The sequence below is a fragment of the Litoreibacter sp. GN1-5 genome, assembly GCF_055693805.1.
On sequence record NZ_JBVFUP010000001.1, the window covers coordinates 3262508 to 3285067 of the forward strand.

At 52.6% G+C, this 22560-nt stretch carries 28 protein-coding genes; 22 read left to right on the plus strand and 6 right to left on the minus strand.

The genetic code is table 11. The features are described 5' to 3' along the window. Positions 1 to 40 precede the first annotated feature (40 nt). From ACZ1HF_RS16330 to ACZ1HF_RS16390, 13 genes are all read left to right on the plus strand, one after another. Complete coding sequence (locus ACZ1HF_RS16330) at positions 41 to 700, plus strand: DUF2062 domain-containing protein (protein ID WP_472658501.1); 660 nt, start codon at positions 41 to 43, stop codon at positions 698 to 700. A 69-nt stretch (positions 701 to 769) separates the two neighbouring features. Continuing rightward, a complete protein-coding gene (locus ACZ1HF_RS16335) occupies positions 770 to 1519 on the plus strand; it encodes a pyridoxine 5'-phosphate synthase (RefSeq protein ID WP_472658502.1) in 750 nt (249 codons plus the stop codon). Continuing rightward, positions 1516 to 1701, plus strand: coding sequence for a hypothetical protein (locus ACZ1HF_RS16340; protein WP_472658503.1), 186 nt, complete (start codon positions 1516 to 1518; stop codon positions 1699 to 1701). The genes ACZ1HF_RS16335 and ACZ1HF_RS16340 overlap by 4 nt, the downstream gene beginning before the upstream one ends. Beyond that, positions 1695 to 2135, plus strand: a complete 441-nt coding sequence (locus ACZ1HF_RS16345; RefSeq protein WP_472658504.1) for a LysE family translocator — start codon at positions 1695 to 1697, stop codon at positions 2133 to 2135. Before ACZ1HF_RS16340 ends, ACZ1HF_RS16345 begins: the two co-directional genes overlap by 7 nt. Continuing rightward, entirely contained in the window at positions 2132 to 2533 is a 402-nt protein-coding gene (gene acpS / locus ACZ1HF_RS16350; RefSeq protein WP_472658505.1) for a holo-ACP synthase, read from the plus strand. Before ACZ1HF_RS16345 ends, acpS begins: the two co-directional genes overlap by 4 nt. 66 nt (positions 2534 to 2599) lie before the next feature. Further along, positions 2600 to 3391 carry a signal peptidase I gene (gene lepB / locus ACZ1HF_RS16355; protein WP_472658506.1) on the plus strand — a complete coding sequence of 264 codons (792 nt, stop codon included), beginning with the start codon at positions 2600 to 2602 and terminating at the stop codon, positions 3389 to 3391. Next, positions 3388 to 4158 carry a signal peptidase I gene (gene lepB, locus ACZ1HF_RS16360; protein WP_472658507.1) on the plus strand — a complete coding sequence of 257 codons (771 nt, stop codon included), beginning with the start codon at positions 3388 to 3390 and terminating at the stop codon, positions 4156 to 4158. The genes lepB (ACZ1HF_RS16355) and lepB (ACZ1HF_RS16360) overlap by 4 nt, the downstream gene beginning before the upstream one ends. A gap of 8 nt (positions 4159 to 4166) precedes the next feature. Beyond that, positions 4167 to 4901 carry a signal peptidase I gene (gene lepB / locus ACZ1HF_RS16365; protein WP_472658508.1) on the plus strand — a complete coding sequence of 245 codons (735 nt, stop codon included), beginning with the start codon at positions 4167 to 4169 and terminating at the stop codon, positions 4899 to 4901. Continuing rightward, the gene (gene rnc / locus ACZ1HF_RS16370; RefSeq protein WP_472658509.1) at positions 4898 to 5578 is read left to right on the plus strand and encodes a ribonuclease III; all 681 of its coding nucleotides are present in this window, start codon (positions 4898 to 4900) and stop codon (positions 5576 to 5578) included. The genes lepB (ACZ1HF_RS16365) and rnc overlap by 4 nt, the downstream gene beginning before the upstream one ends. After that, positions 5575 to 6486 (plus strand): GTPase Era, encoded by a 912-nt coding sequence (gene era, locus ACZ1HF_RS16375; RefSeq protein ID WP_472658510.1) that lies wholly within the window; start codon positions 5575 to 5577, stop codon positions 6484 to 6486. Before rnc ends, era begins: the two co-directional genes overlap by 4 nt. A gap of 52 nt (positions 6487 to 6538) precedes the next feature. After that, a complete protein-coding gene (locus tag ACZ1HF_RS16380; protein ID WP_472658511.1) occupies positions 6539 to 6871 on the plus strand; it encodes a DUF1491 family protein in 333 nt (110 codons plus the stop codon). Next, positions 6871 to 7596, plus strand: coding sequence for a DNA repair protein RecO (gene recO / locus ACZ1HF_RS16385; protein WP_472658512.1), 726 nt, complete (start codon positions 6871 to 6873; stop codon positions 7594 to 7596). Before ACZ1HF_RS16380 ends, recO begins: the two co-directional genes overlap by 1 nt. Beyond that, on the plus strand, positions 7593 to 8252 hold the full coding sequence (locus tag ACZ1HF_RS16390) for a DNA-3-methyladenine glycosylase I (protein ID WP_472658513.1): 660 nt from the start codon (positions 7593 to 7595) through the stop codon (positions 8250 to 8252). Before recO ends, ACZ1HF_RS16390 begins: the two co-directional genes overlap by 4 nt. A gap of 70 nt (positions 8253 to 8322) precedes the next feature. Here the strand turns inward: ACZ1HF_RS16390 and ACZ1HF_RS16395 are convergent, their stop codons facing one another. Continuing rightward, on the minus strand, positions 8323 to 10014 hold the full coding sequence (locus tag ACZ1HF_RS16395) for an acyl-CoA dehydrogenase family protein (RefSeq protein ID WP_472658514.1): 1692 nt from the start codon (positions 10012 to 10014) through the stop codon (positions 8323 to 8325). A gap of 155 nt (positions 10015 to 10169) precedes the next feature. On the opposite strand from ACZ1HF_RS16395, the gene ACZ1HF_RS16400 reads away from it, so the two are divergent. Continuing rightward, complete coding sequence (locus ACZ1HF_RS16400; RefSeq protein WP_472658515.1) at positions 10170 to 10940, plus strand: sulfite exporter TauE/SafE family protein; 771 nt, start codon at positions 10170 to 10172, stop codon at positions 10938 to 10940. On the opposite strand, the gene ACZ1HF_RS16405 is transcribed toward ACZ1HF_RS16400, so the two are convergent. Together ACZ1HF_RS16405 and ACZ1HF_RS16410 are read right to left on the minus strand one after the other, a co-directional pair. After that, the gene (locus tag ACZ1HF_RS16405; protein ID WP_472658516.1) at positions 10937 to 11497 is read right to left on the minus strand and encodes a DUF3859 domain-containing protein; all 561 of its coding nucleotides are present in this window, start codon (positions 11495 to 11497) and stop codon (positions 10937 to 10939) included. The genes ACZ1HF_RS16400 and ACZ1HF_RS16405 overlap by 4 nt on opposite strands. After that, complete coding sequence (locus tag ACZ1HF_RS16410; protein WP_472658517.1) at positions 11490 to 13088, minus strand: phosphoenolpyruvate carboxykinase; 1599 nt, start codon at positions 13086 to 13088, stop codon at positions 11490 to 11492. Before ACZ1HF_RS16410 ends, ACZ1HF_RS16405 begins: the two co-directional genes overlap by 8 nt. A gap of 309 nt (positions 13089 to 13397) precedes the next feature. Between ACZ1HF_RS16410 and ACZ1HF_RS16415 the strand changes: the two genes are divergently transcribed. The 7 genes from ACZ1HF_RS16415 (at position 13398) to ACZ1HF_RS16445 (ending at position 18794) form a co-directional block, all read left to right on the plus strand. Then, complete coding sequence (locus tag ACZ1HF_RS16415; protein ID WP_472658518.1) at positions 13398 to 14102, plus strand: response regulator transcription factor; 705 nt, start codon at positions 13398 to 13400, stop codon at positions 14100 to 14102. 111 nt (positions 14103 to 14213) lie between these two features. Then, a complete protein-coding gene (locus ACZ1HF_RS16420) occupies positions 14214 to 15884 on the plus strand; it encodes a sensor N-terminal transmembrane domain-containing protein (RefSeq protein ID WP_472659072.1) in 1671 nt (556 codons plus the stop codon). A 14-nt stretch (positions 15885 to 15898) separates the two neighbouring features. Further along, the gene (locus ACZ1HF_RS16425) at positions 15899 to 16315 is read left to right on the plus strand and encodes an HPr kinase/phosphorylase (protein ID WP_472658519.1); all 417 of its coding nucleotides are present in this window, start codon (positions 15899 to 15901) and stop codon (positions 16313 to 16315) included. Between the two features lie 16 nt (positions 16316 to 16331). Further along, positions 16332 to 17237, plus strand: a complete 906-nt coding sequence (rapZ, locus tag ACZ1HF_RS16430) for an RNase adapter RapZ (protein ID WP_472659073.1) — start codon at positions 16332 to 16334, stop codon at positions 17235 to 17237. A gap of 3 nt (positions 17238 to 17240) precedes the next feature. After that, positions 17241 to 17639, plus strand: coding sequence for a PTS sugar transporter subunit IIA (locus ACZ1HF_RS16435; RefSeq protein WP_472658520.1), 399 nt, complete (start codon positions 17241 to 17243; stop codon positions 17637 to 17639). After that, on the plus strand, positions 17632 to 17901 hold the full coding sequence (locus tag ACZ1HF_RS16440; RefSeq protein ID WP_472658521.1) for an HPr family phosphocarrier protein: 270 nt from the start codon (positions 17632 to 17634) through the stop codon (positions 17899 to 17901). The genes ACZ1HF_RS16435 and ACZ1HF_RS16440 overlap by 8 nt, the downstream gene beginning before the upstream one ends. A gap of 26 nt (positions 17902 to 17927) precedes the next feature. Continuing rightward, on the plus strand, positions 17928 to 18794 hold the full coding sequence (locus tag ACZ1HF_RS16445) for a lysophospholipid acyltransferase family protein (RefSeq protein ID WP_472659074.1): 867 nt from the start codon (positions 17928 to 17930) through the stop codon (positions 18792 to 18794). A 20-nt stretch (positions 18795 to 18814) separates the two neighbouring features. On the opposite strand, the gene ACZ1HF_RS16450 is transcribed toward ACZ1HF_RS16445, so the two are convergent. Next, positions 18815 to 19690, minus strand: a complete 876-nt coding sequence (locus ACZ1HF_RS16450; protein ID WP_472659075.1) for a 3-hydroxybutyryl-CoA dehydrogenase — start codon at positions 19688 to 19690, stop codon at positions 18815 to 18817. Positions 19691 to 19851: 161 nt separating this feature from the next. Here ACZ1HF_RS16450 and ACZ1HF_RS16455 point away from each other — a divergent pair, with 161 nt between their 5' ends. Then, positions 19852 to 20661 (plus strand): DUF6473 family protein, encoded by an 810-nt coding sequence (locus ACZ1HF_RS16455; RefSeq protein WP_472658522.1) that lies wholly within the window; start codon positions 19852 to 19854, stop codon positions 20659 to 20661. Between the two features lie 108 nt (positions 20662 to 20769). On the opposite strand, the gene ACZ1HF_RS16460 is transcribed toward ACZ1HF_RS16455, so the two are convergent. Together ACZ1HF_RS16460 and ACZ1HF_RS16465 are read right to left on the minus strand one after the other, a co-directional pair. Beyond that, positions 20770 to 21696 carry an electron transfer flavoprotein subunit alpha/FixB family protein gene (locus ACZ1HF_RS16460; RefSeq protein WP_472658523.1) on the minus strand — a complete coding sequence of 309 codons (927 nt, stop codon included), beginning with the start codon at positions 21694 to 21696 and terminating at the stop codon, positions 20770 to 20772. Continuing rightward, entirely contained in the window at positions 21696 to 22457 is a 762-nt protein-coding gene (locus tag ACZ1HF_RS16465) for an electron transfer flavoprotein subunit beta/FixA family protein (protein WP_472658524.1), read from the minus strand. The genes ACZ1HF_RS16460 and ACZ1HF_RS16465 overlap by 1 nt, the downstream gene beginning before the upstream one ends. Positions 22458 to 22560: the final 103 nt, after the last annotated feature.

The window sequence follows — 22560 nt, forward strand, 5'->3', positions numbered from 1 at the left end:
TGGCCTGCGTGTTCACGGCCACAAGGATTAGGGAAGACTATTGGTGTTTAAACGCCGCACACCAAAATCTTGGGCTTTATGGCTTTGGCATTTGATCTGGCCGCAAGGCGGTTGGACGCGTGCGGCGTATTATGTCGGACATAGGTTAAATCGTTTGCCCGACAGTCCCGAACGGATTGCCCGGGGCATATTCATCGGTGTATTTACTACGTTCACGCCCTTTTACGGGATGCATTTTGTTATTGCTGCGATTTTGTCAAAACTGACACGTGGCAATATTCTTGCCTCATTAATGGCGACGTTTTTTGGCAACCCATTGACATATTTGCCGATCGGTATCGTGTCCCTGAAAACAGGACATTTCATGCTGGGCACCAAGTTGGATGATGACATCATCCCCTCTCTGGGCCATCGTTTCTCTGGTGCTGGTCGTGACCTGCGCGATAACTTCATGGCCTTGTTTACTGACGACAAGTCAGATTGGATGCGTCTGTCCAGATTTTATGACGAGATTTTCTTTCCCTATATGATTGGCGGTATCATTCCCGGAATTATCTGTGGCATTATTTGTTATTACCTTAGCCTACCCCTGATTACGGCTTATCAGAAACGCCGCAAAGGTCGTCTGAAAGCCAAGCTGGTTGAGATCAAAGAAAAGAAAGCTCTGAAAAAAGCCAATCGCAGTACACCCAGCGAATGAAGACAGCTTGCAGTGTCGTCGCAGTTACGAAACGATGCCCTTGACCGGGATGAGTAAAGAGAGGGTGCAATGTCTGAAGTGCAGAAACTGCGACTTGGGGTGAATATCGACCACGTTGCCACCGTTCGGAACGCGCGGGGTGGGGCCGTACCGGACCCGGTGCGTGCTGCAAAACTGGCGGAAGACGCAGGGGCCGATGGCATTACGGCCCACCTGCGCGAGGATCGTCGCCATATTACAGATACAGACATTGATGCGCTGATGCAGACGCTGTCTGTACCTCTGAATTTCGAGATGGCCGCAACGCCTGAAATGCAGCAAATCGCTTTGCGTCATAAACCCCATGCTGTGTGCATCGTGCCCGAACGACGTGAGGAAAGGACAACCGAAGGCGGGCTTGAGGTCGCACGCGAGGAAAACAGCCTTGCCCATTATATCGCGCCCTTGCGGGATGCCGGGTGCCGGGTGTCCATTTTTATTGCAGCGGATCAAAAGCAGATTGAGGCCGCCGCCCGTATCGGCGCGCAAGTGGTCGAACTGCATACAGGCGCGTATTGTGATGCCTATGCCGAAGGACGTTTTGACGTTCGCGATGTCGAACTTGAAAAGCTGCGCGATATGGCCGTTTTCGCACATTCTTTGGGACTTGAAGTTCATGCGGGTCACGGTTTGACCTATGACACCGTTCAGCCAGTTGCTGCTTTTCCCGAGGTGATTGAATTGAATATCGGTCACTTTCTAATCGGTGAGGCCATTTTCCGCGGCCTCACCCCGGCCATCACAGAGATGCGCCGTCTGATGGATGAGGCCTGCGGATGAGTGAGCTTGTTTTGCCAATAGCCACCTCGCTGGTGGCATTCCTGATTGCGGCAGCGTCGCCCGGCCCTGCGACACTTGGCGTGGCGCATGTGTCTTTGTCAAAGGGCCGCAGGTCAGGTTTGGCCTTTGGCCTTGGCTTATCTTTTGGGGCATATTGGCGGGGCTTGGGGTCGGCATGTTGATCATCGGCTTCGCCCCGGCAATGGTTGCGTTGAAAATCGTTGGGGGGCTGTACCTGCTATGGCTTGCCTATCTCTCGGCGCGTGGTGCATTTTCTGGTCCGACGGGCGCATCGCAATCGCATGCGCGCTCTTCAATGCGCCGCTCATTTCTGCGCGGGATCGCTTTGAACCTGTCCAACCCCAAAGCAGTCTTTGCATGGCTTGCTGTGATTTCCATCGGCCTTCCCGGTGATGCTTCCGACCCGCTGGTTATGGTGGTTGTCGCACTTTGCGGCGCATTGGGTGTCGCGATCTATGCGGGATATGCGATACTGTTCTCAGTGCCGCGCGCTATGGCGTTCTATCGTCGATGGTATCGCTGGATTGGCATCACCTTCGCGGGTCTGTTCGGTGCCGCTGGGCTGAAGATTTTGACAGCAAGGCTACCCCCTTGATCCTCGGCATAGGCACGGATCTCGCTAATATAGAGCGTATCCAAGGCACGCTCGACCGTTTTGGTGATCGTTTCCGCAACAGGGTGTTCACCGAGGTCGAACAGCGCAAAGCGGAACGTCGCAAAGATACAGCAGGCACCTACGCCAAGCGCTGGGCGGCGAAGGAAGCGTGCTCAAAGGCATTGGGAACGGGCCTGCGCATGGGGATTTCATGGAAAGACATGGCCGTCAGTAACCTGCGCAGCGGCCAACCTGTTATGGCCGTGACAGGCTGGGCCGCAGAACGCCTTGTCGAGATGACCCCCGAAGGCCATGAGGCCATTATCCATGTTACCCTGACAGATGATCACCCATGGGCGCAGGCCTTTGTTGTGATCGAAGCGCGACCAATTGAGTAACCTCTCAGCTTGACACCGCCCATACCAATCCGCATTTAGCATCCATATTTCAGAAAAGAGGCCAAAATGGCGAGCAGCAGCGAAGAAAGCCCGAACAGTATTATGGAAACCGTCAAAACAGTGGTCTATGCGCTGCTGATCGCGGGTGTCTTTCGCACGCTGTTCTTCCAACCTTTCTGGATACCGTCCGGATCAATGAAGGATACGCTGCTGGTGGGCGATTTCCTGTTCGTCAACAAGATGGCTTATGGGTATTCGAAATATTCCTGTCCGTTTGGCATCTGCCCGGTCTCTGGCCGCATCTTGGGAACTGAGCCTGAACGCGGTGACGTGATTGTCTTTCGGCATCCGACCAGTGGTCAGGACTATATCAAACGTCTGATTGGTCTGCCGGGTGATAAAGTGCAGATGAAGAACGGTGTGTTATTTCTGAATGGCGAGGCGCAAAAGCAGATAGAAGTCTCTGATTTTATCGAGGTTTACGAACCACAGGGACCCGTTGGTGGGTTTCCACAATGCTCCAACGGCGCGGTTGCCATTGGCGCGGAATGTGTGAAAACACGCCGTACTGAAGCACTTGAAGGCGCCGAAGGGCATTCCATTCTGAATGTTCGAAATAGTGGACCGGGGGATAACACCCCTATTTTCACTGTGCCCGAAGGTAATTTCTTCTTTATGGGCGATAACCGTGACAATTCTACGGACTCGCGCTTTGCGCAATCAGCGGGAGGCGTTGGCTTTGTTCCTTTTGAGAACTTGCTGGGTCGGGCAGATCGGATCGTATTTTCCTCGGCTGGACGACGTATGCTGTATTTTTGGACTTGGCGGGGTGATCGCTTCTTTAAGGCAGTTGAATGAAAAAGCTGTTGAAGGCGATACTAACGACAGTATTTTCACTAAGCCTTTTGGCAATCGCCGCGCTTGCTTTTATCTATAAGCCGGTTGTTATCCGATCACCGGCAATGACCCCGACATTGATGCCCGGAGATCTGACAATTGTGAACAGGTTGGCCTACAGCATAGACGAGGCATCCTGTACATCTGGTTTTTGTGATGGGCTGAAAAGCTGGCTCGGCGTGGCACCGGCGCTGGGGGATAGTGTCCTGTTTCCTCATCCTGTTACGGATCAGCTTTCCGCCATGCGTATTGTGGGTTTGCCGGGCGACCGGGTACAGATGAAGGATGGTATCCTGCATATAAATGGCACAGCTCAGCCAAAGAATGAGTTTTCCTATCGGCTTGATAAATATGAACCGCAGGGCCCTGATGAGATATTGCCTGTTTGCTCAAACGCGCCTGTAAATGCTGAAGAAAGATGCGAACAAACTCAGTTTATAGAGAGTCTTGGTGATCGCAGAGGGCATATTACTCTGGATTTGATCGAGGGTTCAGAAGGTGATGATACGGACGAATTTTTAGTGCCAAACGGATTTTACTTTGTTATGGGCGACAACCGTGACGTTGCATTGGACTCCCGATTTCGCCGGAATGTCGACGGAATTGGATATGTAAGGCCCGAAAGTATTCTAGGCAGGGTGGATCTCATCCTGATGTCATCGGCGGGCAAAACTCTGCTGCAATTCGGAAAATGGCGTGATAACCGTTTTCTCAAGACGATTAGATAAGGTTTTCGATGACGCCGCTTGGTGAAAAGTTGTTACTGGCGCTGTTTGCCCCGATTGCGGTGATGACCTTTCTGTCGATTGTCATATACAGGCCATTCTGGATTCCTGACGGGTCTATGAAGCCAACCCTTCTGGTTGGGGACTACCTGTTCGTCAACCGTGCGGTTTATGGCTTCCCCGCGTTGATGTGCGGGTTGGGGTTTTGCGATGGGGATACTGGCCCTTTTGGGGATTTGCCTCAACGTGGTGATGTCGTGATTTTCCGCACCCCCGAAGAACTCCATTTCTTTGCCAAACGGGTGATCGGTTTGCCAGGGGACCGGGTGCAAATGAAAGATGGCACTCTACACCTCAATGACAGGGCTGTCGTGCAAACGCCCGATGGTCTTTTTACAGAAACCTATATTCTGGAAAACGGCTATCTGGCGTGTTCCAATGGTCCGGTGGGGCTTGGCGATATTTGTGAAAAACCTCGTATGATTGAAACCCTGCCTGATGCGCGGGCCTATCATGTACTGAATATCCTTGATGGGCAGGCGGGTGATAACACCCCTGTTTTTGAGATACCGGAAGGATATTTCTTTGTGCTTGGTGATAATCGCGACAATTCGTTAGACAGCCGTTTCTCACATGGTGTTGGTGGTCCCGGTATGATCCCGATGGAAAACCTTATCGGCAGGATTGATCTGATCGTTCTATCCCTTGTCGGCGAAAAAGGCCGGTTTTTACGGTGGGTCAGATGAAACTATCCGCTGAGCTTAGGGCGTTCTGTAAGCGTATAGGCTATGATTTTTCTGATACCGAGCTTTTAATACGGGCGCTCACCCATGCGTCCATTTCATCCGCCATACGCCCCGACAATCAACGGCTGGAGTTCCTGGGTGACAGGATACTGGGCCTTGTGATGGCAGAGGCTTTATTGTCGCATGACGCTGACGCAAGCGAAGGTGTTCTGGCTCCGCGGTTCAACGCATTGGTTCGGAAAGAAACATGCGCCGAGATTGCTCGCACTATTGGTGTGGGCGATGTTCTGAGGTTGGGAAAATCGGAAATGGTTTCTGGTGGGCGCCGAAAGGAAGCTTTGCTAGGCGATGCCATGGAGGCGGTCATTGCGGCGGTTTATATGGACGGCGGGTTTGATCAGGCGCGGGGCTTGATCCTTAGGCTTTGGGGGGACCGCATCCGGGATGTCGAAACAGATGCAAGAGATTCCAAGACATCGCTTCAGGAATTTGCTCAATCCAAACGACAAGACCCGCCTACATACGAGATCATTAGCCGAGAAGGCCCTGACCATGCCCCTCAATTCACTGTGGTGGTGCGGTTGCAGTCCGGCGAAAGCGCAGAGGCGTGCGCGGGGTCAAAACGGCAGGCAGAACAAGGGGCAGCGAAGCTTTTGTTGCGAAGGTTAGGGATATGACAGAGCAAAAACGCGCGGGGTTCATCGCCCTGATTGGGGAGCCGAATGCGGGCAAGTCAACGCTTCTCAACAGGATGGTTGGCGCTAAAGTATCCATCGTAACCCATAAGGTGCAGACCACGCGCGCGCGCATTCGTGGCGTTGCAATGGAAGGGCAGGCACAGCTGGTGTTTGTGGATACACCGGGTTTGTTCAAACCGCGTCGTCGCCTGGACCGTGCCATGGTGGCGGCCGCTTGGTCGGGGGCGTCTGATGCGGATGTGGTTGTGTTGCTGGTCGAGGCGCATCGCGGGATCACCGATGGCGTGGCAGCCATTCTTGACGGGCTGAGCGAACGGGTTGGCAATGCCAAGGTGGCACTGGCGATCAACAAGATTGACCGCGTGAAATCCGATGTGTTGCTCGGGCTTACTGAGCAGTTGAACGAGCGGTTTCCTTTTGTCGAGACCTTCATGATCTCGGCGGAAAAGGGGTACGGGGTGGATACATTACGCGCTTGGCTCGCCTCGCAAATGCCCCTTGGTCCGTGGCTCTACCCGGAGGACCAGATTGCGGACTTACCAATGCGCATGATTGCTGGGGAAATGACTCGGGAAAAACTGACGTTGCGATTGCATCAGGAACTGCCCTACCAGATGACCGTCGAGACCGAGACCTGGGAGGAAAAATCTGATGGCTCGGCTCGGATTGAGCAAATTATCTATGTGGTGCGCGACGGCCATAAAGGCATTGTATTGGGCAACAAGGGGGAGACGATCAAAGCAGTGGGCAAGGCTGCACGCGAGGAGCTGACCGAGTTTCTCGGCCGAAAGGTTCATTTGTTCCTGCAGGTGAAAGTACGGCCAAATTGGCTGGAGGAAAGTGAGCGATATTCGGAGATGGGGCTCGATTTTAAGGACGGGAATTGAGGGTTTTGGGACTTACCCCTTTCTCAAATTCCTCCCCCTTAAAAAGGGGACCATGATGCCAAGGTTGACATCAGAATTTTGGACGCAGGCCTATCTGGCGCGCTTGCGGCTGTTGGAAATTCCGGCTTTTGTTGTATCGAAAGGGGATGTCACCGCGGGCGCCGTTTTGATCAAGGTGAATACTCTGGATGGGCAAGCCGTGGCCTATCAGCGGTCGTTCGACCTGATGTCCGGGGAACGGGCTTGGGTCGTTCTGGCAGATGGACCGGAGGCTGAAGTGGATGATGCCCTGGCACGGCAGCGGTCCTTTGATCCGGATCTCTGGGTGATCGAGGTTGAAGATAAGGCGGGTCGTCATCTGTTGGATGAGCCGGGGCTGACGTAATGGAATGGCGATCTGAAGGCGTTCTTCTGGCTGTGCGTCGCCATGGAGAAAATGCAGCGATCATCGAAGTGTTCACGCAAGACCGTGGTCGCCATGCGGGTGTGGTGCGGGGCGGGGCTTCGCGTAAACTGGCGCCCATATTGCAGCCCGGCGCGCAGCTTGACGTAACCTGGCGCGCGCGGCTGGAGGATCATCTGGGTGCATTCACGGTGGAGCCTTTAAAATCCTGCGCTGCGCAAGTGATGAATGACCGCACGGCGCTGGCCGGGCTGAACGCGATCTGTGGGTTGCTTAGCTTTGCCTTGCCTGAACGCGATCCACACCCGGAACTTTACATTCGCTCTCTGGATCTGTTTGATCGCCTTGGGGCCGATCCTGCATGGCCGCTTTCGTATCTGGAATGGGAACTGGCGCTGCTGGAAGATATGGGGTTCGGGCTGGATTTTAGCTCCTGCGCTGTGACTGGGGCCACCCAGGACCTGATTTACGTCTCGCCTAAATCGGGCCGGGCTGTCTCAAGGCAAGGGGCCGGGGAATGGGCCGATAAGCTTCTGCCATTGCCGGGTTGTCTGCGCGGGGTTGGAGACGGCTCTCAGGATGGCTTGAATGAGGCGCTGACAACGACCGGGTTCTTTCTGGCAAACCGGATGGCCTCTCAATTTGGTGACAGGCCCCTACCTGCAGCGCGACAAAGACTGGTCGAAGCAATACGGAAGACGACATGAAGACATTTGCAGAAATTCGGGAAATTGCCCTATCGCGCCATGGTGATCTTGATGCGCAATTGCCGCAAACGCTCGCTGTCAAACTGGCCGAACAAACCGATGATCGCATTCTGTCGCAATTCACCAAACGCGTGTTTTCTGCCGGCTTCAACTGGACAGTGATCGAGAATAAATGGTCCGGTTTCGAGGCGGCCTTTCATGGCTTCGACATTGCACGCAATGCTTTCATGAACGAGGAAGACCTTGATAGCCACTTGTCCAATAAAGCTATTGTGCGCAACGGCGCCAAGATATTGTCCGTGCGTGACAATGCGATTTTTCTGAGTGATCTGGCGCGAGAACATGGTTCTGCTGCGACATATCTTGGCAATTGGCCGGTCAGCGATACGGTAGGCCTGTTCGATCTTCTAAAGAGAAGAGGCGCGCGTTTGGGTGGGATGACCGGGCAATATGGGCTACGGATGCTTGGCTATGATACATTCATTCTGTCGAACTCAGTTGTCGCGGCGCTAAATATGGCGGGCGTGATTGACGGCGCTGCAACGTCCAAAACCGTACAAAAGAAGGTGCAGGCAGCCTTTAACACTTGGGTCGAGGAAAGTGGCGAGACGCAGGCTCAGATCAGCCGAACCTTGGCGCTGTCCGTACCGGATTAACGCGTTTAGCGTAGCTGCGGTCCAGAAGCACAGACAAGGCACATTTCCCGCGCCTGAATACATGAAAACCTTAGCCCAAAAGCCGCCGTGCTATCACTTGGGCTTGTATTTCGGCGGCCCCCTCGAAGATATTCAGGATGCGTGCGTCACATAGGACGCGGCTGATTTTATATTCCAGCGCAAAACCGTTGCCGCCATGAATTTGCAGCGCATTGTCGGCACAGGCCCATGCCACACGTGCGCCCAATAGCTTGGCCATTCCAGCCTCCAGATCACAGCGACGGTCATTGTCTTTCTCATTGGCCGAGAAATAGGTCAGCTGACGGGCCACCATGATTTCTACTGCCATCATAGCCAGTTTGCCCGAGACGCGAGGGAAGTTGATCAGTGATTTGCCGAACTGCTTGCGGTCCTGTGCGTATTGCATACCCATGTCTAGCGCAGATTGGGCGACACCCACTGCACGCGCGGCGGTTTGGATGCGGGCAGATTCGAAGGTTTGCATCAGTTGCTTGAAGCCCTGACCTTCCGCGCCACCCAAGAGGTTCTCGCCCTTGACGTGAAAATTATCGAAGGCCAGCTCGTACTCTTTCATTCCGCGATAACCCAGTACCTCAATCTCACCGCCGGTCATGCCGTCAGTGGGGAAAGGGTTGGCGTCGTCACCGGGGGTCTTTTCGGCGATGAACATGGACAAACCTTTGTAGTTGTCTGTCGACGGGTCGGTGCGGGCCAGAAGGGTCATGATCTGAGTGCGCGCGGCGTGTGTGATCCAGGTTTTGTTGCCAGTCACTTTGTAATCGTCGCCATCTTTTACCGCGCGCGTCCGCAAAGCCCCGAGGTCAGAACCAGTATTGGGTTCCGTAAAGACAGCAGTGGGCAGAGTTTCGGCAGATGCGAGCTTTGGCAGCCATTTTGCCTTTTGCGCATCGGTGCCGCCGCACAGGATCAGTTCGGCAGCGATTTCCGAGCGCGTGCCAAGGGAACCCACGCCAATATAACCACGCGACAGCTCTTCTGACACAACGACCATTGATGCTTTGGACAGACCAAAGCCATCATATTCCTCGGGGATGGTCAGGCCGAATACACCCATTTCTGCAAGCTCTTCGATGATCTCCATCGGGATCAAATCATCGTTTAAGTGCCAGTCATGAGCGTAAGGTTCCACTTTTTCGATCGCAAACCGGCGGAATTGTTCGCGGATCATCTCCAGCTCGTCATCAAGGCCGGAGACGCCGACAGTGATGTTGGCCGACTGCTCTTGCATCAGCGCGACAAGGCGTGTGCGGGCGGCTTGGGTATTACCGGATTGTGTAAGCGTCATGATGGCAGGGCTCATCATCCCGCGCTGGTCGTCTTGGGTCAGCCCAATATCTTGCAAGCGCAGCATTTCGCCTTGGGACATGGGGATACCACCATAAAGCTGCCAGAGATATTCACCAAAAGCGATCTGATGGAGCAGCTGTTCGATCTCACCAAATTTGCCATTGGATTGCAGACCTTCGGCCCAATTTTGCATCTGGCGCAGCGCCTCGGTGTACGTGGCAAGCCATGCAAGACCATGGGCAGCGGTTTGATGCTTTTCGATCAAATTACCTGAAACACGGCCATTATGGATAACTTTTTCGCGTAAAATATCAGTTGCACGTGCAAGTACAGCTTCGACAGGTGCAATTGCCTGCGCAGTCAAATTCAAAAGCTCGGGAATGATCGGGGCGTCAGCGGTTTCAAAAGGCATTTCTTGTCCGTCATGGGCCATCGGTCGAATCCTCTCCTCTATAACAGGTTTCCCTAGGAAATAATCCTTTCGCAAGTGCAGCGCAATAATAATTCTTTTGAGATAATGTAATTGAACAAAAGTGTCGCAGCGATTTTCCAAATGCAGACGGGCGCAGTACGAGATAAGAGGAAAAGATGGAGTTTATATTCTCGATCCTGACCCCTCTGACCTTCGCGTTCGCAATACTGATTGCAGTATTCGCTGGTGTTGTGAAAGGGCTTGTCGGTTTTGCCATGCCTATGATCCTGATTTCAGGCCTTAGCACATTCATGTCGCCAGAGTTGGCTTTGGCAGGGTTGATCATCCCGACTGTTGTTACCAATGGAATGCAGGCGCTGCGGCAAGGTCCGCGGGAAGCCATAGGTTCAATCAAGAAATTTAGCTTGTTTCTGGGTGTTGGCGCGGTGTTTTTGGTGATCTCGGCGCAATTGGTGCCGCTGGTTTCGATTAATGCGCTGTTCCTAATCATCGGGGTGCCGGTAATCTTCTTCTCATTTATCTTGCTGAGTGGATGGCAGCCGAAATTCGATCACAACTCACGTCTGCTGGAGGCTGGGGTTGGTGCTTTCGCAGGAAGTATTGGCGGCGTATCAGGGGTATGGGGCCCACCGACCGTGACCTATCTGACAGCAATCAATACGCCAAAAGTGGATCAGATGCGGGTGCAGGGGACGATTTATGGGCTGGGCGCGCTCGTGCTTTTCTTTGCACATCTGCAATCGGGTGTTTTGCGGTGGGAGACATTGCCACTATCATTTGCGATGTTGCCGCCCGCTGTTCTGGGCATCTGGCTTGGGTTTAAATTGCAGGACCGGATTGATCAGAAGCTCTTCAAACGTATGACTTTGGTTGTGTTGTTGCTGGCTGGGGCAAATCTGATCCGGCGCGGTTTGATCGGGACCTAACTGATCACGGTGCCCGCACATATATTGGCCAGATGCGGCACAGTTGCAGGTTCGACAACTTCAAAGGACACTCGATAGAGCGTTTTGCCTTCTGCTTTTGCCTCAAGCGTCCACGTGCCTGTGACTTCTTCGAATGGGAATTCGAAGGTAAAGAAGTTGAGCGAGGCGTTTTCCGGCCCAAAACCCGAGTTCCAGCTTTCGCGTGTTGCATTGCTGTCTGGAAAGGCGGGATGTTGGATGATTACGGTTGCATCCTCGAACACGGGTCCAGTTGTGCGTATTCTAATGCCAAACCCTATGCCCCGGATCATCGGAACGATCTGGGTGTTTACAACGATGTGCTGCGGTTGATCCCGTTGTTTGATGTAGCCCAGAACCGTATCCGGTGCCGGGACTTTGCGGTGCGCACTATCCGGACATATCAGGCCGTACTCCAGATCTATCATTACATCAGGATCGAAGTAAGGTTCCGACGTTTTTGCCCAAAGCGTTCCCGCAACGACGCAAGCCGCTGTAAGAAAGACAAATGGCCAAAACCGCACCAGATGATTAGCCAATCGCTGCGTCTTTCACATCATTGTCAATATAAGGCACGTATTGTGCAAAGTTGTCCGCAAACATCTGCACCAGTTTTGCGGCTTGCGTATCATAGGTCAGGGGCTCTTCCCATGTGCGGCGCGGGTCAAGCAGGATATCGGCGACACCTTCTACGGATGTTGGAACTTCAAATCCGAAATTAGGGTCTTTGCGGAACGAAGCATCTTTCAGGGATCCGTCAAGCGCTGCGGATAGCAATGCACGTGTCGCCCTAATCGGCATCCGCGATCCGGTGCCATAGGCCCCGCCGGTCCAGCCTGTATTGACCAACCAGCAGGTTGAGCCATGCTTGGCAATCTTCTGTTGCAACAGCTTACCGTAGACCTCGGGTCTGCGTGGCATGAAGGGCGCACCGAAGCAGGTCGAGAATGTCGGCTCAGGTTCGGTCACGCCACGTTCTGTACCAGCCACTTTGGACGTGAAGCCTGATAGGAAATGATACATCGCCTGCGCAGGCGTCAGTCGCGCAATGGGGGGCAGCACGCCAAACGCATCACAGGTCAACATTATGATGTTTTTCGGATGGCCACCAAGTGCTGTGTCAGACGCATTTGAAATGTAGTGTAGCGGATATGCGCAGCGCATATTAGCGGTCAGGCTATCATCTTTGAAGTCGAGCTCTTTGGTGTCCTGATCAAATACCATGTTTTCGATGACTGTACCGAATTTTTCAGTGGTCGCGTAGATTTCGGGTTCTGCCTCGGCACTCAGATTGATTGTCTTCGCGTAGCAGCCACCTTCAAAATTGAATGCACCTCGATCAGACCAACCATGCTCATCATCGCCGATCAGGGTGCGTGATGGCTCAGCCGACAAAGTCGTTTTACCTGTTCCTGATAGGCCGAAGAAGATGGCTGTATCCGCAGGATTGCCAGGCGCATGGTTGGCAGAGCAGTGCATCGGCATGATACCTTTTTCGGGCAGCAGATAGTTCAGCAGGGTGAAGACGGATTTCTTGTTCTCGCCCGCATAAGCTGTGCCACCAATCAGAACCATTTTCTTGTGAAGGTTCAGAGCAACGACAGTGTCTGAGCGGCAGCCGTGACGGTTCGGATCGGCTTTGAAGCTGGGACAGTTGATAATCGTGAAGTCAGGTACGAAGGTGGCCAGCTCACTGTCGTCGGGACGACGTAGAAGATGGCGGATAAAAAGGCCATGCCATGCAAGTTCGGTCACAACACGCACATTGAGGCGATGAGCCGGATCAGCACCGCCGAATAAATCCTGCACAAAGAAATCGCGGCCTTTCATATGGGCGAGCATATCGTCGTGTAGCTGATCAAACGCATCCGGGGCCATCGCGGCGTTGTTTTCCCACCAGATGTTTTCTTCAGTATCGGGGGTGCGCACGACGAATTTGTCGTTCGGTGATCGCCCGGTGTGCTTTCCGGTTGTCACAAGGAATGTACCACCTTTTCCAAGTGTCCCCTCGGAGCGGATCAGTGCCTGTTCAATAAGAGCAGGTTCCAGATAGTTGTAAAACACGTCCCCCAACCCATGAATCCCCTGAGTTTCCAACGTATGTGTTGGATTTACGCGTCCGTGTGTCATTTGCAAAGCTCCAGTGCGGTGGTCTGATCCCGCTGGTCCTGAACCGCACGAAAGATCTGGGTCGTGCGCACTACTCCGACGGAGAAGTTACACTATATATACCAATGTGAGATTTGAGTGGGAACCGGCAGAGTACAGGCAGTTAGCGTTATCATGGGCGCGAACTGCGGCAATTTAGTCAAACTCTCATGGTGAAGTGTTGAAATAAACCGTTATTAGGGGGCGATTCGGAACAATTTCATTGATTCTCGGCATCCGAAGCCTGAGAGTGTGGGTAAAATAAATAACGTGCAGTATGAGGGAATACCTATGTCCAGAATTGCATTGGTGGATGACGACAGAAACATTTTGACTTCGGTTCAGATGACACTTGAAGCCGAAGGTTTTGAAGTGGAAACCTATAATGACGGTCAATCCGCGCTTGATGCTTTTACGCGCAAGATGCCCGATATGGCTGTGCTGGATATCAAGATGCCACGCATGGACGGCATGGATCTGTTACAGCGTTTGCGTCAAAAAAGTGAGATACCTGTCATTTTCCTGACTTCAAAGGATGATGAGATTGACGAAGTTCTGGGTCTTCGTATGGGTGCAGATGATTACGTGCGTAAACCTTTTTCGCAGCGCCTTCTTGTGGAACGTATCCGCGCGCTTCTGCGGCGCAAGGAAGCTGTCGCAAAGGATGACGCAGGCGCAGAGCCTGATGTCAGTCAGGTTATGGTTCGGGGTGATCTAACAATGGATCCGCTGCGCCACACCGTTGTCTGGAAGGGTAGGGATGTATCGCTGACCGTAACAGAGTTTCTGCTGCTTCAGGCTCTTGCGCAGAGACCGGGGTTTGTAAAAAGCCGCGATCAGCTGATGGATGTAGCCTATGATGATCAGGTTTATGTGGATGATCGCACTATCGACAGTCATATCAAGCGTCTGCGGAAGAAGATGCGCACAGCCGATGATAACTTTTCGGCGATTGAGACACTATATGGTATTGGCTACAGATATAACGAAGAGTAAATTGAGCGCTGTAACTGGCCAACATCAGTTGAAACAAATTTGGGTCGTAGGACCATAGCGTCGAGGATAGCCGTGGCAGACGGGAAACCGGCAAACACTGCAGACTTGGTTATGGGCGAAGACTGGACCGCGTCCGAAGATGCAGTCGAAACGGAGCTGAGGACCAAGCGAGCACAGCGAAGTTATATTTCGCTGAACAGTTCTCCTTTGGCTCGCAAGATCATCACATTCAACCTGATGGCTCTGATTGTTCTGGTTGCAGGTGTTCTGTTCTTAAATCCATTTCGGGACAGTCTGGTTACGCAGCGCGAAGCCGGTCTTGTTGCCGAAGCTGAATTGATAGCTGACGTTTTTGAGGCAAGGCTGCCAGACGGTGTTCCTGTTGATCTCGATAATAACGGTTTCAGTATTGATCTGGCGACAACCTTGTCAAAGCTGGATATAGCACCCGGCATAGATCTTTATATTTTTTCCTCGTCCGAAGCGCTTGTTGCGACCACCGAAGGTCAGGAAAGACCCGTTTTGGAAGGGGCTGAAGCGTTGCAGCCCGAGGGCCGCACGACATTGATTACCAGCTTTCTAAACTCGGTTTGGGAGTCGCTGGCTGGCGCGGTGGGGTCTGGCGACCTACCAGATGCAGCGACCTCGGGAGAGCAGGATGCCAGAAAACTTTTACAGGCAGCGCTTGCAGGCGAAACCCGGGTCCAGACCGGCTTGGATGAAACCGGGCGCAGTATCTTCTCGGTTGTAACGCCCATTCAACACAGTGGCTCAACCGTTGGCGTCATTGCGTTGACGACCATCGCAGGGCAGATTGACCAGCTTGTACGCTATGAGCGTGAGCAGGTTCTGCAGATGTTCGTAATCGCCATGCTGGTTTCTATCGGGTTATCACTGGTGCTGGCCAGTACGATTGCCAATCCCTTGTCCGATTTGGCCGCAGCAGCTGAGCTTGGGCGCGAGAAGCATTCCGGACGTATCAGTACAGGCCGCGTGCGTATCCCGGACCTGACAGCGCGCCCGGATGAGATCGGACGTCTATCCGGTGCTATGCGCGGTATGGTGTCAGCTCTGTATGAGCGGATTGAATCAAACGAACAATTTGCTGCGGATGTTGCGCATGAGATCAAGAATCCGCTGGCCTCGCTCAGATCGGCGGTGGGTACTATGCATGTCGCCAAAACAGCTGAGCAGCGGAGCCGTCTTCTGGAGGTGATAGAACATGATGTGCGACGTCTTGACCGTCTGGTCAGCGACATCTCGAATGCCTCCCGGCTTGATAGTGAATTGGTTAAGGAAGAAGAAGAACCTTTCGACCTTATGAAGATGCTCCATAACCTAAGTGAGTATCTGGGGCAGCAGGCTTCAGAAAAAGGTGTGGAGTTCGTCAAGGACATCCCGAATGAGCCTATTGTCATACATGGGCTAGAAGCCCGTCTCGCGCAGGTTTTTGTCAATCTGATCACCAACGCGACGTCTTTTTGTGAGGATGGAGATGCTGTGCGAATCTGGGCGCGGCGTCGTAACAACCGCGTTCTTGTCGTCGTCGAAGATACAGGGCCGGGTATTCCGGATCAGGCATTGGGTAAAGTGTTCAACCGATTCTATTCTGAACGACCAGAGCAGCAGTTTGGAAACCATTCAGGGCTAGGTCTTGCGATTTCAAAGCAGATTATCGAAGCCCATGATGGTGTGATCTGGGCCGAAAACATCCGTCCGACCAACGCGGATATCACATCGGAACCTTTGGGGGCACGGTTTGTTGTTGGCTTGCCCACCTAACAGGTAACTTTACCGTGGCAACCGCATATCATGGGACAGCCATAGCTTTTAAAGGAAGGGCTGCGCTGATTACCGGGCCATCTGGTAGCGGGAAGTCTGCGCTAGCACTGCAAGTTATGGCCTTGGGCGCAAGGTTGATTTCTGATGATCAGGTTGTCTTGTTTGACAAGAACGGCGCTCTTTGGGCTCGAAGGCCTGAAACGCTTCCAGCCCAAATTGAAGCGCGAGGTATTGGGTTGCTGAATGTTCTAATGGGCGATCCGGCCCCTTTGGTCCTACTGATCGATATGGGGCAGACCGAAACAGAGCGTTTGCCGCAGCAGCGCTATGGTAATGTTTCGGGGCACAAGTTACCGCTACTTCACAAAGTTGAGGCTTCGCATTTCCCTTCGGCAATTTTTCACTACCTTAAAGGAACATGTGGTGAGTAAATCGAAGGAACGCGCTTTGGTCCATCCAGTAAATCCATTGCACAGGCTGGTGTTGGTAAGTGGCCCGTCCGGGGCAGGGCGGTCCACTGCGTTTCATGCCTTGGAAGATATGGGGTTTGAAACGATTGATAACCTGCCGCTATCCCTAATTCCGCGCGTTCTGGATGGCCCACCCCTCAGCAGCCCTTTGGCGCTAGGGGTAGATGTGCGTAATAGGGACTTCAGCACCTCTGCCCTGACTGAACTTTTGGATAGCTTAGTGGCAAATGACATGGTCCAGAGCCAGGTTTTGTATTTGGACGCGCGCGATGAGGTTCTGATCCGGCGGTATTCCGAGACACGCCGCAAACATCCTATGGCGCGCGATGATACCCCTTTGGATGGTATTTTGCGCGAGAAAGACGTGCTGGCTGCAATCCGCACGCGGGCGGATTTTCTAATCGATACGTCTGCTCTAAGCCCTCATGATCTTAGAGCAGAGCTTGAAACGTGGTTTTCGGAATCTCAGCCGGTCCAAATGGCTGTATCGGTTCAGTCGTTTTCCTATAAACGGGGTATGCCTCGTGGGGTGGATATGGTGTTTGACTGCCGCTTCCTGAATAATCCCCATTGGCAGCATGATTTACGCGGTTTTGATGGACGTAAGGCAGAAGTTGTGGACTTCGTGACTTCTGACTCAAGATTTGACGCTTTTTTCGCTCGGGTTCAGGATTTGTCGGAATTTCTACTGCCCGCCTATAAGGAGGAAGGCAAATCCTATCTTGCAATCGGGTTTGGCTGTACTGGGGGGCAACACAGGTCGGTTGCCGTTGCGGAAATGTTGGGCAAGGCCCTTGCAAACAAGGGCTGGCAGGTATCTATAAGACATCGGGAACTTGAGCGGCGGGGATTGGGTGAGACCGCTGTGACGCAGGGTGCATAAACGGTGATTGGGATTGTAATCGTGGCACATGGTGGGCTGGCAAAGGAATACCTTGCCGCCATTGAACATGTGGTTGGCAAGCAATCGGGTATTCGTGCGATCACTATTGAAGAAGATCATGACCGCACAATCAAGCAGGACGAGATTTGCGCCGCCGCTGATGCTGTAGATGAAGGGCAGGGGGTGGTTGTGGTGACGGATATGTTTGGCGGATCTCCGTCCAATCTGTCCTTGCGCGCCTGTAATCCGGACAATCGCCGCATCCTTTACGGAGCAAACCTTCCGATGCTGATCAAACTTGCCAAATGTCGCAGCCTGGAGGTTGGACAAGCCGTTGACTCTGCCATGCAAGCCGGTCGAAAATACATAAATAGCTTTAACGGATTGGCCGGAAATGGCTGAAGGTCAATTCGAGATTATCAATGAAAAAGGGCTGCATGCCCGCGCCTCGGCGAAGTTTGTAGAAGTGGTTGAACAGTTCCAGGCTAAGGCAACAGTGTCGAAAGATGGAATGGATGTGTCCGGTGACAGTATTATGGGTCTATTGATGCTTGCCGCATCGCGTGGATCGTCAATCAAGGTCACAACTGATGGTGATGATGCCGACGCGTTGATAAGAGCTTTGAACGATCTGATCTCCGACCGCTTTGGTGAGCCGGTTTGAGCCGCGATACGGTCAAAGCCGCCGAGATGACCTCTGCCGCTGATGTGGAAGAGGGGCACCCGGAATATGTACCCTATGACAAGCGCAACTTGTCCTATGCCAACACGTTCACCAATCCATGGAAAGCTAACACGATCCGGGTGATTGAATGGTTGACCGGTAAGTATGTATTGCTTCGCCTGATCCGCAAATTCGAAAAGGGTGGCGTGCGATTTGGTCAGGGGTTTTGGGAAGATGCTCTGACGGTTATGGGCATAGACCTGCTGACCCCACAGGAACAACTGGACCGTATCCCGAAAACTGGACCTGTGATTATAGTCGCAAACCATCCGCATGGGCTTGTAGATGGTATGGTTCTGGCTGAACTGATTGGTCGCGTGCGCACGGATTACAAGATCCTGACCAGGTCTCTGCTAACCGGCGTCAACGCCATTGATCAATTTATGATACCTGTTCCGTTTCTTCATGAAGAAGACGCTTTAAAGCAAAACCTTGAGATGCGCCGAAAGGCGATGGAACATCTGGGAAATGATGGGGTGATTGTTCTTTTCCCATCCGGGGTTGTGGCTGCATCAGAAACATATTTCGGGTCTGCGATTGAGGCTGATTGGAACCCGTTTACGGCGAAAATGATCCAACGATCTGATGCGACTGTGGTTCCCATCTTCTTTCAGGGCCAGAATTCACGCTGGTATCAGATGGCAAATCAGATTTCCCCCACCTTACGGCAAAGCCTGCTGATCTACGAAGTGCGCCATGCGCTCAATAAGCCGCAAGCACCCATCGTTGGTCATCCTTTCACGGCGGAAGAGATCAAATCATGGGCCAGCAATCCGCGTGGCTTTGTCGCTTGGTTGCGCGAGCGGACGTTAGCCTTGAAAGATCAGGCTTAACCTGCACCCAAAAATGCTATTTACCGCGTTGGTACTGGGGGGTCTTGTCGGTAGTCATAGAAACCGCGATCTGTCTTACGTCCGAGCCAACCAGCCTCAACATATTTTGTCAGCAGCGGGCAGGGGCGGTATTTTGTATCGGCCAGCCCGTCATGCAGCACATTCATGATCGCCAGACAGGTATCAAGTCCGATAAAATCTGCCAACTCAAGCGGCCCCATAGGGTGATTTGCCCCAAGTTTCATGGAGCTATCAATCGAGGCAACCGACCCGACCCCTTCATACAGCGTATAAACCGCCTCGTTAATCATGGGCATGAGGATGCGGTTTACTATGAAAGCGGGAAAATCCTCGGCAGAGGCGGCGGTTTTGCCTAACTTTTCCACCACACCAAGGCAGCTATTATAGGTCGGTTCATCTGTTGCAATTCCCCGGATCAGTTCGACCAACTGCATGATCGGCACCGGGTTCATAAAATGAAATCCCATGAATTTTTCCGGTCTGTCGGTGCGCGAGGCCAAGCGCGTTATAGAGATCGAAGATGTGTTCGACGTCAGGATCGTGTGGGGCTGAAGATGCGGCAGCAAATCCTCGAAAATTGCCGTTTTCACGGTCTCACGTTCAGTTGCCGCCTCAATGATAAGGTCTGTTGCCCCAAGCTCTGGCAACTTCAACGTGGTGGATATTTTTCCAAGCGCTTGCGCTTTTTCGTCTTCTGAAATCTTGCCTCGCGATAATTGCCGGTCGAGATTCTGTTCAATCTGACTGAGCGCTGCAGAAAGCGCGTCCTGAGAGACATCATTCAGAATTACATCATACTTGGCCAAAGCCAATACATGAGCGATCCCGTTTCCCATCTGTCCTGCGCCAACAACGCCGACTTTTGCGATCTCCATTATCTCTGCCTTTGTGCTGAAATCATGCAGAGGATATGCCGCGCCAAACGCAAGGCGCAAGGGGGCGAAACCCATAAAAATTTATGCAAATACCGCGTTTAGCTTTTTGGCAAGGGCTTGCCGGTATCGTGGCTTCGGGTAAGTCGCAGAAAGGTGGGATAATGGCCTATGAAAGACCGGGTGAAAGCCCAATTGACTATCATCAGTGTCGCTACGGCGCGTCAAAACTTCTGTTCCGCGGACCAAAGCGATCGCTGAAGGGCTACTATCACGCATTTCTTGGCGGGACTGAAACATATGGAAAATATGTCGAGACGCCTTTTCCTTTTTTACTAGAAACGCGTTTGGGCATCCCTTGTGCAAATTTTGGCGCTGTGAATGCCGGTGTTGATGCTTTCATGAATGAACCCAGTATTCTGGAATTATGTGGGAAAGCCAGAACCACGGTTATTCAGGTCTTAGGCGCGCAAAATATGTCAAACCGTTTCTACTCGGTCCATCCACGGCGCAATGACAGGTTTCTGAAAGCTTCCGGCCTATTGCAAACAATATATCGAGACGTGGATTTTTCCGAGTTTTCCTTCACGCGGCATATGCTGAAGGCCTTGAAGGATCTCTCGCCGGAACGGTTTGCTGTTGTTGAGGCAGAGCTAAAATGTGCTTGGGCCTGCCGTATGGAGCAGATGTTGAAAAAGATCGATGGGCGCACCGCGCTGCTATGGGTGACGGATGACGGGGATCAGACAGATGATATATCTACGGGGGCGAACCCGTTATTTATCGAACGGGATATGATCGAGTATATGCGCCCACTCGTAACCGAAGTGGTGGAGGTCAATGTCCCGCCTGAATTGCTGGTTCAGGGGACAGATGGCATGCTTTTTCCAGCTCTTGAGGCCGGATCAGCCAAGGAGCTGTATGGGCCGGATGTTCATATGTTGATTGCCGAAAAACTGGAAAGCGTTCTGTAGGGGCAGGCCGAAAAGCAGTAGCTAGGTTTCGGATATAATTGCGAAAACATGCAGATGAAAAAGGCCCGCATCATAGCGGGCCTTTAAAATTAAACGTAACAGCTCTTGTCAGAGTTTTTCAATAAGTTCCGGTACAGCTGTAAAAAGGTCTGCAACAAGACCGTAATCGGCAACCTGAAAGATAGGTGCTTCTTCATCTTTGTTGATTGCAACGATGATCTTGGAGTCTTTCATTCCGGCCAAGTGCTGAATGGCTCCTGAAATCCCAACAGCAATATAAAGATCCGGTGCAACCACTTTGCCGGTTTGGCCCACTTGCCAATCATTCGGTGCATAGCCTGAATCAACCGCCGCACGGGACGCGCCTACAGCCGCGCCTAGCTTGTCAGCCAGTTTCTCGATCATCGCGAAGTCATCTTCCGATCCGACACCACGCCCACCTGACACGACGATACCTGCCGATGTCAGCTCTGGCCGATCATTTTCCGCAACTTTGTCCTCGACCCATTCGCTCAGGCCGGGGTTGGTTGCTGCAGCGATATTTTCAACCGAAGCGCTGCCGCCGTTCCCCGCCGCATCAAATGTAGATGTGCGGACAGAGACGACTTTTTTGGTGTCAGATGATTTAACCGTCTGGATGGCGTTGCCTGCATAGATCGGTCGCTCAAACGTGTCTGCATCAACAATTCCGGAGACATCAGAGATCACCATAACATCTAAAAGAGCGGCGATGCGGGGCAAAATGTTTTTCGCGTCAGTCGTCGCCGGAGCGACAATATGCGAATATTCACCTGCCAAAGATACAACCAGATCCGCCACAGGCTCGGCCAGCCGATGCCCATACAATGGGTCTTCAGCGCATAGCACCTTCGATACGCCGTCAATTTTGGTCGTCGTCTGAGCTGCCGCGCTGCAGGATGCGCCCGTACACAGGACAGTTACATCGCCCAAAATTCTGGCCGCAGTGACCGCCTTGGCCGTTGCATCCATATTCAGCTCACCATCGGTGACTTCTGCCAGAAGAAGAACAGCCATCAGATTACCCCCGCTTCATCTTTGAGTTTTGTCACAAGTTCTTCTACCGAGCCAACTTTGATACCAGCTTTGCGGGCCTCCGGCTCTTCTGTCTTCACAATTTGCAGCCGAGCAGTCGCATCCACGCCGTAGTCTGCCGGTGTTTTCTCATCCAACGGCTTTTTCTTGGCTTTCATGATATTTGGAAGCGATGCATAGCGTGGCTCATTCAGGCGTAGATCAACGGTCACAACCGTTGGCATGGCCACACTGATTTTCTGCAATCCACCATCGACCTCACGCGTCACAACTGCCTTGTCGCCGTCAATATCCAACTCTGAGGCAAAGGTTGCCTGGCTCCACCCCATTAAGGCGGCCAGCATCTGACCCGTCGCGTTCATGTCATTGTCGATCGCCTGCTTGCCGCACAGAACAAGACCGGGTTGTTCTTCATCAACCACAGCTTTGAGCAGTTTGGCAACGGTTAGTGGTTCGATATCATTGTGAACATCTTCTGTTGCCACAATAAGAATAGCTCTGTCTGCGCCCATGGCCAACGCTGTGCGCAAGGTTTCCTGCGCTTGCTTTACGCCGATGGAAACCGCAACCACTTCTTCTGCTTTACCAGATTCTTTCAGGCGGATCGCCTCTTCCACGGCAATTTCGTCAAAAGGGTTCATGGACATTTTGACATTTGCAAGATCGACACCGCTGCCATCCGCTTTGACGCGAACTTTCACATTATAATCGATCACGCGCTTGACTGGTACGAGGACCTTCATCGGCGGTATCTCCCTTGTTCTTTAGCGCTGATACCAGCGCACTGAATATAGTGGCCTTCCACTTAGCGGAGCCCTTACATGGAAAACAGGATAAAATCGACAC